The 15,439-nt window shown below is 38.0% G+C and carries 11 protein-coding genes; 3 read left to right on the forward strand and 8 right to left on the reverse strand.

Features of this window, described 5'->3' with window-relative positions; all coding sequences use genetic code 11:
- The 4 genes from AC3Z9T_RS20325 to guaD form a co-directional block, all read right to left on the reverse strand.
- On the reverse strand, window positions 1-4,710 hold a 4,710-nt coding region (locus AC3Z9T_RS20325; protein ID WP_490127898.1), incomplete at its 3' end, for an amino acid adenylation domain-containing protein.
- A gap of 159 nt (window positions 4,711-4,869) precedes the next feature.
- Complete coding sequence (locus AC3Z9T_RS20330; RefSeq protein WP_490127899.1) at window positions 4,870-5,067, reverse strand: hypothetical protein; 198 nt, start codon at window positions 5,065-5,067, stop codon at window positions 4,870-4,872.
- Window positions 5,068-5,611: 544 nt separating this feature from the next.
- Complete coding sequence (locus AC3Z9T_RS20335) at window positions 5,612-6,130, reverse strand: Hcp family type VI secretion system effector (protein ID WP_490127900.1); 519 nt, start codon at window positions 6,128-6,130, stop codon at window positions 5,612-5,614.
- A gap of 683 nt (window positions 6,131-6,813) precedes the next feature.
- The gene (gene guaD / locus AC3Z9T_RS20340; RefSeq protein WP_490127901.1) at window positions 6,814-8,205 is read right to left on the reverse strand and encodes a guanine deaminase; all 1,392 of its coding nucleotides are present in this window, start codon (window positions 8,203-8,205) and stop codon (window positions 6,814-6,816) included.
- A 584-nt stretch (window positions 8,206-8,789) separates the two neighbouring features.
- Between guaD and AC3Z9T_RS20345 the strand changes: the two genes are divergently transcribed.
- The 3 genes from AC3Z9T_RS20345 (at window position 8,790) to AC3Z9T_RS20355 (ending at window position 10,609) form a co-directional block, all read left to right on the forward strand.
- Window positions 8,790-9,098, forward strand: a complete 309-nt coding sequence (locus tag AC3Z9T_RS20345) for a phage holin family protein (RefSeq protein WP_490127902.1) — start codon at window positions 8,790-8,792, stop codon at window positions 9,096-9,098.
- Window positions 9,085-9,507 (forward strand): structural protein, encoded by a 423-nt coding sequence (locus AC3Z9T_RS20350; protein WP_490127903.1) that lies wholly within the window; start codon window positions 9,085-9,087, stop codon window positions 9,505-9,507. The genes AC3Z9T_RS20345 and AC3Z9T_RS20350 overlap by 14 nt, the downstream gene beginning before the upstream one ends.
- A gap of 724 nt (window positions 9,508-10,231) precedes the next feature.
- Window positions 10,232-10,609, forward strand: a complete 378-nt coding sequence (locus AC3Z9T_RS20355) for a helix-turn-helix domain-containing protein (protein ID WP_490127904.1) — start codon at window positions 10,232-10,234, stop codon at window positions 10,607-10,609.
- A 168-nt stretch (window positions 10,610-10,777) separates the two neighbouring features.
- Here the strand turns inward: AC3Z9T_RS20355 and AC3Z9T_RS20360 are convergent, their stop codons facing one another.
- From AC3Z9T_RS20360 to AC3Z9T_RS20375, 4 genes are all read right to left on the reverse strand, one after another.
- Window positions 10,778-11,215, reverse strand: coding sequence for a type II toxin-antitoxin system HicB family antitoxin (locus AC3Z9T_RS20360; RefSeq protein WP_490127905.1), 438 nt, complete (start codon window positions 11,213-11,215; stop codon window positions 10,778-10,780).
- Window positions 11,216-11,283: 68 nt separating this feature from the next.
- Window positions 11,284-12,213 carry a Csu type fimbrial protein gene (locus tag AC3Z9T_RS20365; RefSeq protein WP_490127906.1) on the reverse strand — a complete coding sequence of 310 codons (930 nt, stop codon included), beginning with the start codon at window positions 12,211-12,213 and terminating at the stop codon, window positions 11,284-11,286.
- A 114-nt stretch (window positions 12,214-12,327) separates the two neighbouring features.
- Window positions 12,328-14,700: a fimbria/pilus outer membrane usher protein gene (locus tag AC3Z9T_RS20370; protein WP_490127907.1), complete on the reverse strand. Its 2,373-nt coding sequence runs from the start codon at window positions 14,698-14,700 to the stop codon at window positions 12,328-12,330.
- Window positions 14,672-15,385, reverse strand: a complete 714-nt coding sequence (locus AC3Z9T_RS20375; protein WP_490127908.1) for a fimbrial biogenesis chaperone — start codon at window positions 15,383-15,385, stop codon at window positions 14,672-14,674. Before AC3Z9T_RS20375 ends, AC3Z9T_RS20370 begins: the two co-directional genes overlap by 29 nt.
- Between the last annotated feature and the right edge of the window lie 54 nt (window positions 15,386-15,439).

A 15,439-nucleotide genomic window follows, 5' to 3' on the forward strand; every position in this document is an offset into this window, starting at 1 on the left:
TTGGGCTACTTGCGCCTCAAAGCATTGATGTACGAGCAGATTATCTGGGAAGTTAACCTCGGTGGCATTAAATTCAAGTAGTAGTTTATGGCGTTCTTCTTTCGGTAAAATTGATAAGCTGAGGATAGGGCGTTGTGGATCATGTTCCAGCGCATCAACCAAGCAGCACAAAGCAGACTCTAGATAATGAGCGATACGCACAGGGCTGATGCTTGCCATTGTCTGAGAGAGTATCTTAATACTGTCGCCTTGGTCATCCACCGAAATATTGAATGGATAATTGGTGCGTTTGCTTTCAGCCAACAGTGTCATACCAGACCACGTTGCCGCTGCCGTGTCAGCCTGAATTCGACGATAGTTAAGTAGTGTGCTAAAAAGTGGCATGGGTGGTGCAACACTACTGCAACGTTGTGCGAGTGCTAGCAGTGCCTGTTCATGTTCGAGTAGAGATAAAAGCTCATGATTTGTGTTATGTACAATATCAAGTACAGAACAGTCGTTTAAAGTAATGCGTAATGGCAATGTGTTGACGAACATGCCCATGGCACGATCGGCACCACTGAAACCTTGCAAGCGACCCAGTAATACCGAACCAAAAATCACATCGTTACTATTGCTAATTTGTGCCAAGACTTGTGCCCAAGCAACATGGAATAACACTCCAGGGCTAACTCCACATTGGCGTGCACTAGCATAGATGGCATAGACCAAGTCGCGATTGAGGGTGAGTGTAGCTTCAGCAATTTCTCCATCATAGTTCTGAATTTCAGTCAAACCAAAAGGGATAGTTGGGGTGTCGACATCGGCCAGACGAGAATGGAAGTATTGTTCGTGAACAGCGTCAGGAATGCTTAATACATGTGAGATAAAGTTACGATAAGGGAGAGAAGCGGGGAGTTCATCGGCTTTCCCGCCCAGTATAAGGCGAACTTCCGTAATAATCAGCTCGAGTGTCATATGATCGCAAACGAGGTGGTGAGCGGTGAGTGCTAGTAGCCACTTGTTGCATGACGGATCATAGGTAATATCTGCGGCCATCAGCGGTGCTTGACTGAGATTGAGACGGCGTGAGTCAGGCGAAATATGGGCTTGTAATTGTGCTGCGATATTTTCTGGCGATGTGGGTTCGAATGTATTCACAGGCAATGGTGCATGACGCCAGACAACCTGTACGGGCTGGCTGAGATCTTGCCAGCAAATGGCGGTACGAAGAATATCGTGGCGATCAATCACCTGTTGTAAGGTATTGATAAAAATATCGAGACGTTCACGGGCATCGAAGGCAATTAGGACATCTAACTGATACGCATCCCCTGTTTGTTGGTATAGGTGATGGAAGAAAATACCTTCTTGCAGTGGTGCGAGTGGGTAGATATCTTGAATATTAGGAACCCCCTCTGGCACTGTATTCGTGATGGTATCAATTTCAAATTGTGAAAGCATAACCAGTGGTAATTTATCGGGGGTGATCGTAGTACAGCCATGATGGATAAGATTTTGAGGAATCACCGCACTAGTGCTACTTTGAGCGTTCTGTATCGCCTGCGCCATTTCTGACAACACTGGAGAGGTAAAGACACTACGAATGTCGAGTGACTTTCCTTGATTGCGTAACTGTTCAATCAGGCTAACTGCCATTAATGAGTGACCACCGAGCTCAAAGAAATGATCATAACGGCCAACGTTATCGATGCCCAACAATGTCTGCCAAAGGGTGGCTAGCATTGTTTCCATCTCGCCTTGTGGCGCTTCGTAGTGATGTGTGACCATTGCTGATTGTGTTGGTTCAGGCAGTGCTTTACGATCAAGTTTCCTATTTGGTGTGAGTGGAAATGTATCCAGCGCGACAAATGCGCTGGGGATCATATACTCTGCTAAACGTTGTGAAAGCAGTAAACGCAGGTCGGCAGGAGTGGGTTGTGCCTCTGGCCGCGCTTGGAAATAGGCGACCAGCCGTTTATCACCAAGGGCATCTTCACGTACGATAACAACGGCTTCTTGAATATCAGGGTGTTGCATCAGAGCAGACTCAATTTCGCCGAGTTCTAGACGAAAACCGCGCAGTTTTACTTGAAAGTCATTACGACCTAGATAGGCGATACTACCGTCGTATTGCCAGCAACCGAGATCCCCCGTTTTGTAGAGTCTTTCATCTTGTTGATTAATAAAGGGATTAGTAATAAAGTGTTCTTCGGTAAGTGCAGAACGATTGAGGTAGCCACGTGCAACACCAGCACCCCCAATATAGATCTCACCACTCATGCCAATAGGTACGGGTTGTCTCTTCGCATCGAGAATATAGATTTTGGTATTGGCAAGAGGGGAGCCGATAGTCGGCGTAGGTTGTGAGGTATTGATAGGGCACGCGGTGGTATCAACGGTACATTCTGTCGGCCCATAAACATTAATAAATCGGGTATCGGTAATGTGTAGTAAACGCGACCAAATACTCTGTGAAATGGCATCTCCCCCAATCAGCACTTGTGCGGGTTGGTAGTCAGGATCAGTACCAAGCCCTGCGTTTAATAGCCATTGTAGTTGGATGGGAGTACAGTCAAATAACGCCACACTATGGTCAGCAAAGTAATGCCAGAGTTTTTGTGCATCGGTGCGAATTACCTCGGGAACAATCACCAACGTATGGCCTGACAGCATTTGGATCCAATTTTGCACCGAGGCATCAAACACAATGCTGGCATTAAGCGCAACACGGGTAGGGTGTTTGAATGCCAATAGCGTTGTCAAACTGCTGGCGAGGTGAAGCACATTTTTGTGCGTAATCATCACCCCTTTGGGTTTGCCTGTAGAACCCGAGGTATAAATAACATAGGCCAAATTGGCTGATGTGATACCGAGCGCCTGCACATCAGGGTTTGATGTGGCGTAATCCTCAAAACTATCGGTATCTAGCAGGATGGTTGGTATATCGATATTCTGTATGGCTGTCTGGTTTTCCTGAGTCAGCAACGCTATGGGTTTAGCATCATTTAACATGTAAGCAAGTCGTTCAGCGGGATATGTGGGATCGAGGGGCACATAAGCGGCACCTGATTTCAGTATTCCCATCAACCCGACAACCATGTCCAGACTGCGTTCTACGCAAATAGCTACGCGGTCATCAGGTTTTACACCTAAGGTTAGCAAGTGGTGTGCTAATTGGTTTGCACGGCGGTTAAGTTCTGCGAAACTGAGCGATTGTGCTTCAAAAATAACGGCGGTGGCATCAGGTGTGAGTTTAACTTGTTGCTCGAAACGCTCATGGATTAATGTGTGTTGTGGGAATTCGGCTTCAGTTGCATTGAAATCGACAATAATTTTTTGTCGCTCTGCTGCGGGCAAAATAGGCGCATGCTCAACGGTCATTTCCAAAGAGGTAATGGCTGCATCCATTAGCGTAGCTAAACGTGACTGGATAGCTATCACGTCTTTACGGCTTAGGTAGCGCGTATCAAAATTAAACTCGACGGTAACAGGGCTATTTTTATCTTCAAAATCATATTGATAAATACTAATGGCAAGAGGGTACTGTGTTGCTCGATGTGGTGTTTGAAGGGTAGTATTTGTGCCTTCCATCTGTATGTTAGATTCAAACATTTCAAACGACAGCGTAATATCGAAGAGCTGAGCGCGGCCTGTTTTTTGTCTGATCCGTGTGTTTTGATTAATTTCTGTGATGGGTAAGCGCTGGTGTTTATAACAATGGCGTAGCTCAGCGGCGACTTTTTGCATAATATCAAGGAAAGTATCTTCTTTCTTAATACTTACACCGATTGGAATAACTGACGAAAACATCCCTATGGTCTGTTTTTGTTTTGCGTTTCTCCGATTATGAACGGGAATACCGATAACAATATCGTCTGTTTCTGTTGTCCGAGAAAAATAACAGGCCAGAATGGCGTACATAAAATGCAATACGGAGAGTTTATGCTCTGCTGCAATCTTTTCAATTTTATGAAAATAACCTTGTTTTAATTGCCAGAGATGAGGTGCAGAGAGCGTATTCGTTAGTTCTTGATTTTGGTTTGAGAGTGGGATCAAAGTAGGGGGTAATGTTTTATAGCGTTCTAACCAGAATTTTAGATCAGACTGATAATGTTTGGAACTGAGATAAATGGCATCCTCAGCAATGTAATCAAGATAAGCAGGCGCGATTTCACCTTGATTATCATCGTTATGTTTTAATTGGTTGTAGATAGCGACAAGTTCATTGGCCAGTAATTTCAAACTCCACCCATCCGCTATCAAATGGTGGCAGCAAAATTGCCAATAGCGGCGTGTATCGTTAACCCTTAACAGCTCAGAACACCATAGCTTTCCACGGAGATCAAACGGGCGCATAAAGGTGGCATGGATATGCTGCTGTGCTTGCTCTTCAGCGTTATCATCGAGCGAAAAATCGTACACTTCTATTGATGGAGATACTTCGGTCAATGCCTGTAGAGGGAGGCCGTGGGTGTGGATTAACTGTAAATGTAAAGCATCGCGACGAGCAACAACTCTCTCAAATGCCTGATTAAAAAGTAATTCATCAAGATCCTCATCAATACGGAGTCGTATACCAATATTATACGTTGGCGAGTCGGGGTTTAGCGTTTGATCAAGCCAGACAACTTGCTGAGTAGAACTAAGAGGTAATTTGTCAGAATGTGATGAATAGTCACTGTTTGATACGGATTGATTTTTCTGAGAATTCTTTTCAATTGATGACATTGCGGTGCTCCAATTCGGTTTCGTCGTGCTAACAACCCATACTTGCTTGGAATTTCTGATGATGGAGTTCTACACCGGGAACCCAAATTTTTACGACGGCCAAAACTATACCGAGGTTTGATATTTTCGATGGTGTAATAACTTTATGAATTCTAAAGATTATGGAGGTTCAGGTGTGAACAGTGAGCTTACGTGGTTTTTCGCTGTCGAAATAAATACACATTTGTTTGCTTCGACCCAGTAATTTAGCTGTCGATAGTCAATATCTGCGAGTTCAGTCCAAGATAATGTAGGACTGTTGGGCTGAGTAAGAGGTAACCAATCATAAAAAACTGCTTTAACCGGTTTATTAAGCATTCTAAACCCTAATGAATTAGTCAGGGGAGCACTAATCCTACAGTTCAAACTCTCAATAAATCTCGAGTCCTTACCCATTAATAAGCTAAGAAATTGCCTCATAATAGGATAATCTCCCTACATGAAATAAATATAAGTGTGAATAATCCCTCGGTATAACTAATAGCAATATAATATAATTTATTCAATAAAAATAATTAATAGATTAATAATTTGTTTAGCTTTTGTTCAGGTATATTATTTAGTTAGAAAACAATTGATTATTAGGCGATATTTGCCTGTACAGCATTGAGCTGACAATTGCGAAAACAAAAGGGGGATACTATAAGTAATTGATATTAAATCAATATTTTTACGGTGTGTAGTAGAGATGAATAGACTTCATGAAAAGTTTTATGGTTGTTTTTATCGTGATGCAACCCGGCTCTTTGACTGGGTACGGTGGTTCTTGTCATTTTTTAAACCGCCAATAATGCCAATAATAAGGCATAAACTAAGAATAAAGCTCAGTTCATGCCGTGTTATTATCATAAAACCAGATTCATTACGCTTCGAGTGGTGCGCGCCAGTCGTCAGCACCTGAAGTACCTGCGCTGGTGTGCTCCCAATCAACTTTACGGTAAGCCAGTGAGACTTCGATTAGCTGGGTGAAATCTGCTTTAGCAGGATCTTGGCAGTGTGGCATTTGGCAATCGATGTTAACGATAGTTGCATCAGTCAGTGTAGTAGTGAAGAAATGCTCTTGTTTACCTTCCACAGAAGTGCGATACCATTTCAATTCAACTTTTGGCAACATTTCGCCAGAGGCTAATGCGTTGTAAAGTAGTGGAACAGCTTTGTTCAGTGCGACAGTAAAGCGGAATGGCTTATGTGCGCGTTGACCTGAAGGCTGACCTGATTGTGGATCAGTTGGAACTGTCACAACGTGAGAGAACTCTTGAACCAACATTTGGTCTTCATGGCCTTGCACATAGATGTTACCCACTGATTCAGGAGTAAATGCACCTGCAGTGATGTTGCCTTGGGTTTTTCCTTCAATAGAGATATAACATGGAGTTGGCATACTCATTCCTTTAGTTAAGTGACAAATGTCAGTGTGATTAGTGGCAAGATAATAATTGCTTAATACTTATAAAATCAGCCAATGTGCATGGTAATTTCGGTTAGTGCGGATAATATCGATGGGCCAATGGGATGTAAATAACTAGGAATAATCCTACCTCGGTAGGATAAGTGACTCTGCGTAAAAACATTGTAATATCGACATTTATGACTTTCGTTTAACAAAAAAAGATATGGAAATAGTGTAAAATACTTTCGATTTTGTTCATTATTTGGATGCAAAATGCTTAACTATCGAAAATATTAGAAAAAATCTATGTACATAGAGCTAAAAAGCGATCCGGAAAAATCCTAGAAAAGTTATTTTTTAACTATTTGTTTTATATGCATTAAATGTAAAACACTTTAGATGGATTTTAATAGGTACAGAAAATCAAATAATAATGAAATTTATTGCTATAAAATAAATTATTACTATATATAATCCTGATTTCTATTTTATTTGTTCAATAAAACAATGCATTGTATATGAAGTAACTTAAGTCCATTTATTTAAGCTAGTAGGCGCTAATCTCATACTCCATCGAAATTAGAATAATTGTTGGGTTTAGGCAAAGCGAAGCGTTTTACTGTAATTTGGCTATAATCGCTTCTATAAACCAAACGATCCCCTTAATCTGCGTTTTAGCTCCCTTTTTTATTCAATTCAGTATTAGATGAATACATAAATGGCTCACTGCGGGAACGATCAAATACTTTTTTACCTGAAACATAGGTTGCTTTTACCATGTTATCAAGTGCAAGTGTTTGTAGTATAAATAATTTATCAAAAATAGAATCGGCAAATTGCATGCGCCATGCAACGAAATCAGTGGCTTTTAAATCTAAAATGGCAATATCTGCTTCATAACCAGGCTGTAAAGTACCAATTATTCCTTCTAAGTGGAGTGCTTCTGCGCCACCTCGGGTCGCTAAATAAAAGCTTTGAAGTGTTGTTAGTTGTTTTGTCTGCAACATACCTACTTTATAAGCCTCATTCAATTGCCTAATAATAGAAAAATTAGTCCCAGCTCCAACATCAGTACCGATGCCTATATGAACCGGTCTTTCTTTCTTTTTGGCCTCCCAAAACTTAAACTGCCCATCGGCTAAAAATAAATTTGAAGATGGGCAGTGGGCGCACCCTACACCGGCATCATGTAAATCTTGCCATTCTTCTTCGCTCATTAAACAGGTATGAGCCATAACAGTGCGGTTATCCACCATCTGATATTTTTTATATACGTCAGTACAATTTTTTTGATCGGGGTATAACTGTGAAATCCATTCTATTTCATCAGGTGCTTCATTTAAGTGTGTGTGCAAATAAACGCCCTGATCAATATAGCGTTGATATAACTTACCCGCTAATTCCATTTGTTTTTCTGTACTTGTCGCCGCGAAACGGGGAATAATGGCATAAAGTTGTCTTCCGCGGTGATGCCATTTTTTTAGTAGTTGTTCACTGATACGAATTGATTCTTCGGCTGATTCATCTTTTAATGATTCAGGTAAATTTCGATCCTGTAATACTTTACCTGTTATCATTCGAGTATTGTAACGTTCTGATTCTTCAAAAAATGCATCAACAGATGTTGCAAATGTTGTGCTGAATACATTTGCTGTAGTGGTTCCCTGTTGCAATATTTGTTTAAAAAATACAGACGCAACTTCATCTGCAAAACTTTTATTATTAAATTTGGCTTCAGTTGGATATGTACAATTATTTAGCCATTCTAATAATGTACCACCATATGAACCGATCATTGGAGACTGAACATAATGCACATGACAATCAATAAATCCAGGTAAAATGACCGCGTCACTATAAATTTCTATATCAATGTCATTATATTTTTTATAAATATTTTGATAGTTATCAACATCAATAATAATACCATCTTGGATGACAACCATGCCGTCTTTATAATGTAAGTAACAATCTTTTCCAATATTTGTGTTAAAAGGATCATTAATAAATGTGAGAACCTCACCACGTAACGCATGAATTTTATTTAATAATGAGTTTTTTTTCATGTTAATTCCTCTTATATTTATTCTATTTTTTAATCTTAGTTATAACATTAGCATACCTTTTAAAGGTCAATGATATTGCTTTAATAGAAATGGATGTATGAAAAAAGGTCTTGCGAAGTAAATAGAACATCACATATGTATGTTATTTATACAAAATTTTTTTAGAGTAAAAAAAAGCCCCAGTTAATCACTGGGGCAAAAGGAAGAGTTTGAAAAACAAATAATGCATGGTCTAAAAGGAGAGTCACCACCAATTAGGGCTGCGCATTCTAATCATATTTGAGTCATCAGCCAAGAGAAGTATTGTTACAACATACTGAAAAGACAGTACAAATATGATTACCACCATAATGTCAAAGGGGGATGTTATTTGAATAAGATTTCTTCTAAATGCTATGTAGCATTTTTTTCATTTTTGCTGCTTTACAATTTCATTACAGCCCATGAGAAAAGATTTAAACTCAATACATTAAAGGTGTATTGAGTCATTATTTACCCAATGTACTTACTTTAATTAACGCCGACATTTTACGATCAGCCACCTATAAGTATTATAAATTCAAGATTAGGGGAGGGAACGGAAAATGACTTTTAGAGATCCTTTCAACTATGACTGGGCAAGAGAAATATTAATATTGGTGATGATTTTGCTTGGTTCAATAGCAAGCTATGCATACAAAATGATTAATGGGGAGAAATTCAGCTTTTGGATACTTGTTTCTCAAATCCTTGTTTCTATTTTTGCAGGAGCATTTGTATACCTTGCAGCAATTTATTATCAATGGTCCACTGAATATGCTGGAGGGGTTGCGGGTATTGCAGGTTGGTCTGGCGCTGAATTCGTCAAACTGATTGAAAAAAAACTGAGAAGGAAAATAGATGATGAAAAGTAAACAGCCCCGAGGGGTTCGTAATAATAATCCAGGTAATATTGATTATAAGAAAAATAATCATTGGAAAGGGCAATTAACGCATGATCCTAGTGTTGAGTCTCGGTTTTGCCGGTTTGAAACGGTAGAGTATGGGATCCGTGCATTAATATTATTACTCCGTACATATCGGCGTAAATATGGCTTAACGACAGTATCACAGCTTATTGGCCGATGGGCGCCTAAAAATGAAAATAATACTATCGTATATATTCAAAATGTTGCAAATGAATTAGGTGTGTCACCGACAGAAATAATTGATCTGGATAATAAGACTATTGCTATTAACTTAGCGAAAGCGATTGTTCAGCATGAAAATGGGTTGCAGCCCTATGGTATAGGAACGTTTGAAAAGGCGTGGGAGCTATTGTAGAGAGCAATAGTTGTTATTTTATTAATATAATGGATTATGCCATTCTGATTTTTTGTATTAAATGAGCGGTCCTCTAGGAAGTCTGATAGCTTTTTTATTTGGGAGTACATCTTCGATATTAAGCTAATTGTATTACTGATAATATTGCAGTGCATTTTTTATTTGATGGTCTCATTTTGATTTTTGTTATTGAAATAATTGATTAATAAAAATTATATTTATCTTGCTTTGGTTGTATTTTTGCTTATATTTTATTCATTATCTTATGATTGTTACAGAATACTCATGGGTTATACTTATTTTAATTGCATGATAAATATGAAGATATGTTATTAATTATATTATTTTTAGGATGCAAATACTCATTTTTTTAAAATGAGTATTAATAAATGTTAATTACAAGAAATTCTATTTACTTTTACTCATAATTTGATTTATAAGAGCGGCAATCACCATTGAAAAAGGATTGTCATCTATTGGTATACTGATAAGTTGGTGTTATGGAAGGATTTTAATGTTAATTTAACCTTGTATGCATGTTAAATTAGTGATTATCACGATTTGCACTCATTTTTGAGATATTGATTTTATTTTTATGAAGATTAGAATATTTTCAAGTTCACAAAACAGCAATTATTGTTTTATTTAAAACTATTTTAGTAATGAATTTTATATTTAATTATTAAGTAAATATAATTTGGTTGCGCTGATTAGCGAGTCTTATATGAAAAAAATATATGAAAGTTATAATTCAAAAGATTACTTCTCTATGATAGTAGGAAAAGAAATTGCACGGCACCGCAAAGAAGCAGGGTTTTCCGGTGGGCAACTGGCAAATATGATTAATATTTCTCAGCAACAAGTTTCTCGTTACGAAAGAGGTATTTGTCAAATTACTATTAGTTTACTATGTGTTATATTAAAAGTGCTAAACATTCCAATAAATGATTTTTTTTCAGGCGTCGCAGAAAGGATAAAAAGAAATCAACCAGAAATATATCAGAAATTTGAAACTATTTTTCGTATAGATAACTCAATTGATTCAAGTATTCTGAGTGAACTTCTATATTCCAGTATGGATAAAACAATAATTAAAAAATGATATTTATGTAATTACTATTTTTGTGAGGTATCATTATAGCATAATGCTAAATTTTGAATTCTATTTCAGTAAGTTATATACTTTAAGCTTACAATAATTGGAATTAAAATAAGCTTTGGATTGTTTAATGATTAAATATAATTAATATGGTTGTATTTACATTTTATATTAATTACAACGTTGGTTAACCGTTATACTAATGTCATAGCCTAATAAATAAAGAGCTTGTTCTAAAGCATCAACCTTAGAAGCATGCTCGATATCAAGTAATCTATCGATTTGTTGTGAATTTAAATTCAATTTACGTGCAAGATCTGCTTTGCGTGTATTGGTTTGAATGATGGCATTATGTAAAGCAATTTTTAAACAGCAGAGTATGGGTAAATGAACGGGTAGTGCTTCATGACCTTTTGATTGGGATGGTAAAGGAATCGACTTTTTGGATGAAATAAAATCAGCAAGTCCAGCCATTAAGGTTTCTGTTGCTTCAAGTTCAATATCTTCTTCGCAATAAGCAGTGCCTTCTATATCAGGGAAATCTACAAATGAAATATCATAACAATCAGTTTCTTCATCAAACTCAACAGTCGCCAAATAGTTAAACATAATTTTCCAGATAGGTAGTTTAAAAGAGTCATCAGGTGATCTTACTTAAACCTGAGTCGTTATCAATACTAATAGGTCACATTAATTGTGATTGTATCTTTATAACTGCCTGGTGTGAAATTAGTTGAGGGAACTGTAGCATATACACTATAAGATTTTGCAACTCCAGAGCCAATATCGGCAATCACATTAGGCAATTCATTTCCCCATACTGAGCCACTTGGGTTCGAGCTAAGCTGATAAGGAATTTGATCAGTTGATGTTGTACTTGTTAGCACCCCTGCGCCTTGTGAATTATTATTTGATGGAGATAATCCAATTGTAAAAGGTGTGGTGTTGGTGCAAGCTACTGAAATAGAAGTGTTTCCATTGGTGTTAGTCGCAGAAGCTTTGACGTCGCCTAAATTAATATCGCCATTGCTTGAAACAATACATTGTTTATCTATAGTGGCATTCACCGTGAAAGGAAATGTTGGCCCAACGACTGTGCCACAAGTCGTCGGTGTACTAAAGACGCCTAAATTTATGGTACTACTAGCAGTTAGTGTTGTATAAGTATCTAAATAAGTTCCTGGAATGATGCTAGATTGATTGGCTGATAATTGGCCATAAATGGTGATTGAGCCTGTTATAGGTGTTACCCCTTGAGATAAGCTAATACTAATCATAATAGGGCTGCCACCTGAGAGATATTGGCTCCCCCAGACAAGGCTATCACTGGCATTTTGATATAATTGATAACTTAAAGGGCTGCTTAATCCTACAGCTGACATTTGTCGAGCAGTAACTTGGCCTGAAACACTTGAAGCCCCTATATTTAAGCAGAGTGTTGCACCAACAAGTACATCTGTTAACCCTTTTGTACAACTATAATTAAATGTGAGAGATGTCGTTGCAGTATTATTGGTAAGTGGCATGATAGTACCAAAATTTAACGTGCTAATATTGGTAATAGAGCAGGTCAAAGCAATACTGTCACGTGGTAAGCTTATCACCATAAAACTTATTAAAGTGTAAAAAATTTTACCATAATATGTGGGATGAGTTGGCATAGTTTTGACTCTTTTATTTAGTATGGTTTGGGATACTTTCTTATATTTAATCCAATATGACTAATTGCTACAGCGCAATGGCCCAACCTGCGGGATCAAGTCTTTAGTTTTTGGGTAAATTAATTCCAGATGACACCGCCCTTTAGGATAGGTAATTAACAGCTGATTACTGTCTTTCAGCATATCGAAATAGGCCATTCCATCGAAGCCTACGATAATCGGGTTATTTTCTTGACCATTTAGTTGAATTTGACTGCCTTGAGGTAATATTTCGCCATTCGGATCAGTAATAATCACCAGTGCAGGGTGGGTTTTGACGACATCAAATTTAACTAAAGCACCAGAACGATATTCAGGCACAACTTCTATACTTGTTTGTTTAACTTGAACATTAGCAGGTAAATTAGTGGGATCGAGGGCAACGACATTCTTTTGATAACTATTAAGAGAAGGAATTAATAGTAAGCCATCGTCATTGGTAACCCCGACAGAGGTATTCTCTAATCGAATAGGAATGTTGCGCAAACCACTGGTAGAAACAACAGCAAAGCTATTGGTGATGGGTTTTGATATAAAAAAATGATCATCCATCATTGCTAATGTTCCACTCGCACCCAAATAACGAGATTGGTTGGTGCTCATATTATTAAAACCAGCACTGAGGTTGAGTTTATCTGTTATGTAATTGAGGTCAACTTGATTACTATTGGTATTATCTTGTTTACTTGCGGTGATCCTCCACCCTAACCCTCCTTCGGAGGGCGCTGTCCGATTAGTATTGATTTGATAACTTTTGCTACTGGAGCTTTGTTGACTTGAGATGCTGACACTCTGGTTATTATCTAGCAGCATGGTGGCGGTTAAATAAAGAATACTTTCTTTATTCTCATCCAGCTTTTTATTGATACTGGCACTAAAGTATAAATTATCATTTATAGGTCTATACCAATTAAGGCCAACATAACGAATAGGATCATCACCATGAGCTTGAAGTGCGAAGTAAGATAAGCTAATACTTCCAAGATATTCTGAGTTATAGCCTGCAATCAGATTACCGTTAAAGGCAAATGGAGTAGGTGAATAGCTTGATGCAACATCTTGATATTGATGTGAGGTGGATATCACTGAAGCAGCAAAATTGAAGTGATTATTTGCCCAGCGATAACCAGCATAGTAAAGCCAGCCTAACTGATCCGAATTTGAACTAAAAGCAATTGCTGATGAGACTGTTCCTCCGCCTATTTGGGGGATCCAATTACTTTCCACTCCTATATTCACTAAGTTTTCCATGAGTTCAGCATGGGTGCCAGTGGTTAGGTGATTATTGACACCATATCGTAAGGTTGTGCTAACAATAGGTTTACTTGCATAATCAAAAGATCGTATGGCATAATTTTCACGAACTACCCCCAATTCTGTAGACCAATCAAGCAAGTTTTCACGTAATAAAGTTTGATCATTATAAAAGGAAATATTTTGCACTGATTCTCGGCCTAAAGAGTCGGTTAAAATAATTTGTGCATTCCCTTTACCATTTACATTCGGCAAACTATTTAATGTAAAGTTACCGATTGGAACTTCACCACTATAACGTTTAATTCCATCAATATAGAGTTCTACGTTTGAAGGAAGTGTTGCCGATCCAGAAAAAGCAGCTAATGGCGCAATAGGAATATAAGGTTGTAAAGAATAGTCGGTTCCGATCTGAATACCTGCGATTCGAGTTGATCTCGACCAATTGAGTGCTCGAGTTTGTGTATCACCTACACTAATAACAAGATTTCTATCAGAAAAAGAAGAGCGCCAAAGTGTATCTAGCCGTGTGGGGGATTGATTAAATGCACCATGATCAAAGTCATGTTGTGTTTGTTGGGTTGTGCTCAAAAGTCCATATTGGTTAAACAGGCGTAATTCTGAAAAGCTTCGTAGTGAAGTCGAAATATTTTTTGTGGCATATAAATCGTAATTGAGTAGTACACCAGTAGATGAATTTGTCTTCACTTTATCTGATGGTATTAAATTAATAGTGGTATCTTGAAGATCCATTAAAGAGAGCGGGGAGTTGATGGAGAGTGTTTGTTGGTTTGAGTCATAATGATAGGTTATTTCTGCAAAATCATTTAAACAAATAACACTTAGACCGTTCAAAGGCACTTTAAAGTGTAATTGCTTCAGTGTTTCTGTACTAACCCAAAGTTTTTCATCTTTATAACCAAAGCGAGCGATACCAAAATGGGATTGATTGACTGTTACGTCTAGATATAGCTCAATACCTGGTAATGGTACGGTATTGCTGGCCATGTTTTCAGTAGAGGCTGGATATAAGTGGGGGTCAGCCATAGCAGATAAAGCGTACAAAATAATACATAGTAGGGCGAAGTCTACTAAATAGTGGTGGGATGAGTTAGAGGGAATACGTTTTCTGTTCACCATTAACTGTAGCTTCTAATTTATTATTCTTTCCGGAACAAATTTCTATTGAACCGACTTTCCACTGCATTGATGATTGTGCAAGTGCATATCCTAATAGGCCCGAATTAATGCTTGTTCGTTTTCCTTTACAGTTAACTATATTAACTGCAGATATTTGAGCATGTGTATTGCCCTTATTTTCAATAGAAATTAGGTTGTTAGTATTGGGAAGGAGCTGCCAGTCTAGTAATAGTCTGGAAGATGGCATATTTATTGGTTGCACAAAAATAGGTAATGAATAATGCAAAACAAACTGCAATTTATTGCTTTTTACTGCTGAGGTAGGGATTTCATTGATAGATAACCGATATGCCTTCTCCAATGACCCAGACTCTGTGTGATTGCGAATGACTCTAACTAATTGCTGCTCGTTTGGGTTTAGTTTTATCATTGGTGGGCTGATAATAATCTCTCTTGTTGGTGTTAATTCATCCTTAAAGTCTTTCTGAACCCAGAGATACGTTCTTACCTGCGCTTGAATAGCTTCTTGTCCACTATTACTTAGCCATATTCCCGCCGAGTTTTGCTGTGGACTAAAGGTTAATGTTACAGGGGTAACTTGTAAACCGCTTGCACAGGTTGGCTGAGTCAACAATAAGCTGGCAAGCAGGTTTACAAATAGTAATAAAGAGTGCGATCTAGTCAAAACGATATCCTTATATACTCTAAATAATTCGGGGTACAGCTAGGCGACAGGTGA

The sequence above is a fragment of the Providencia sp. 6390 genome (assembly GCF_058148425.1).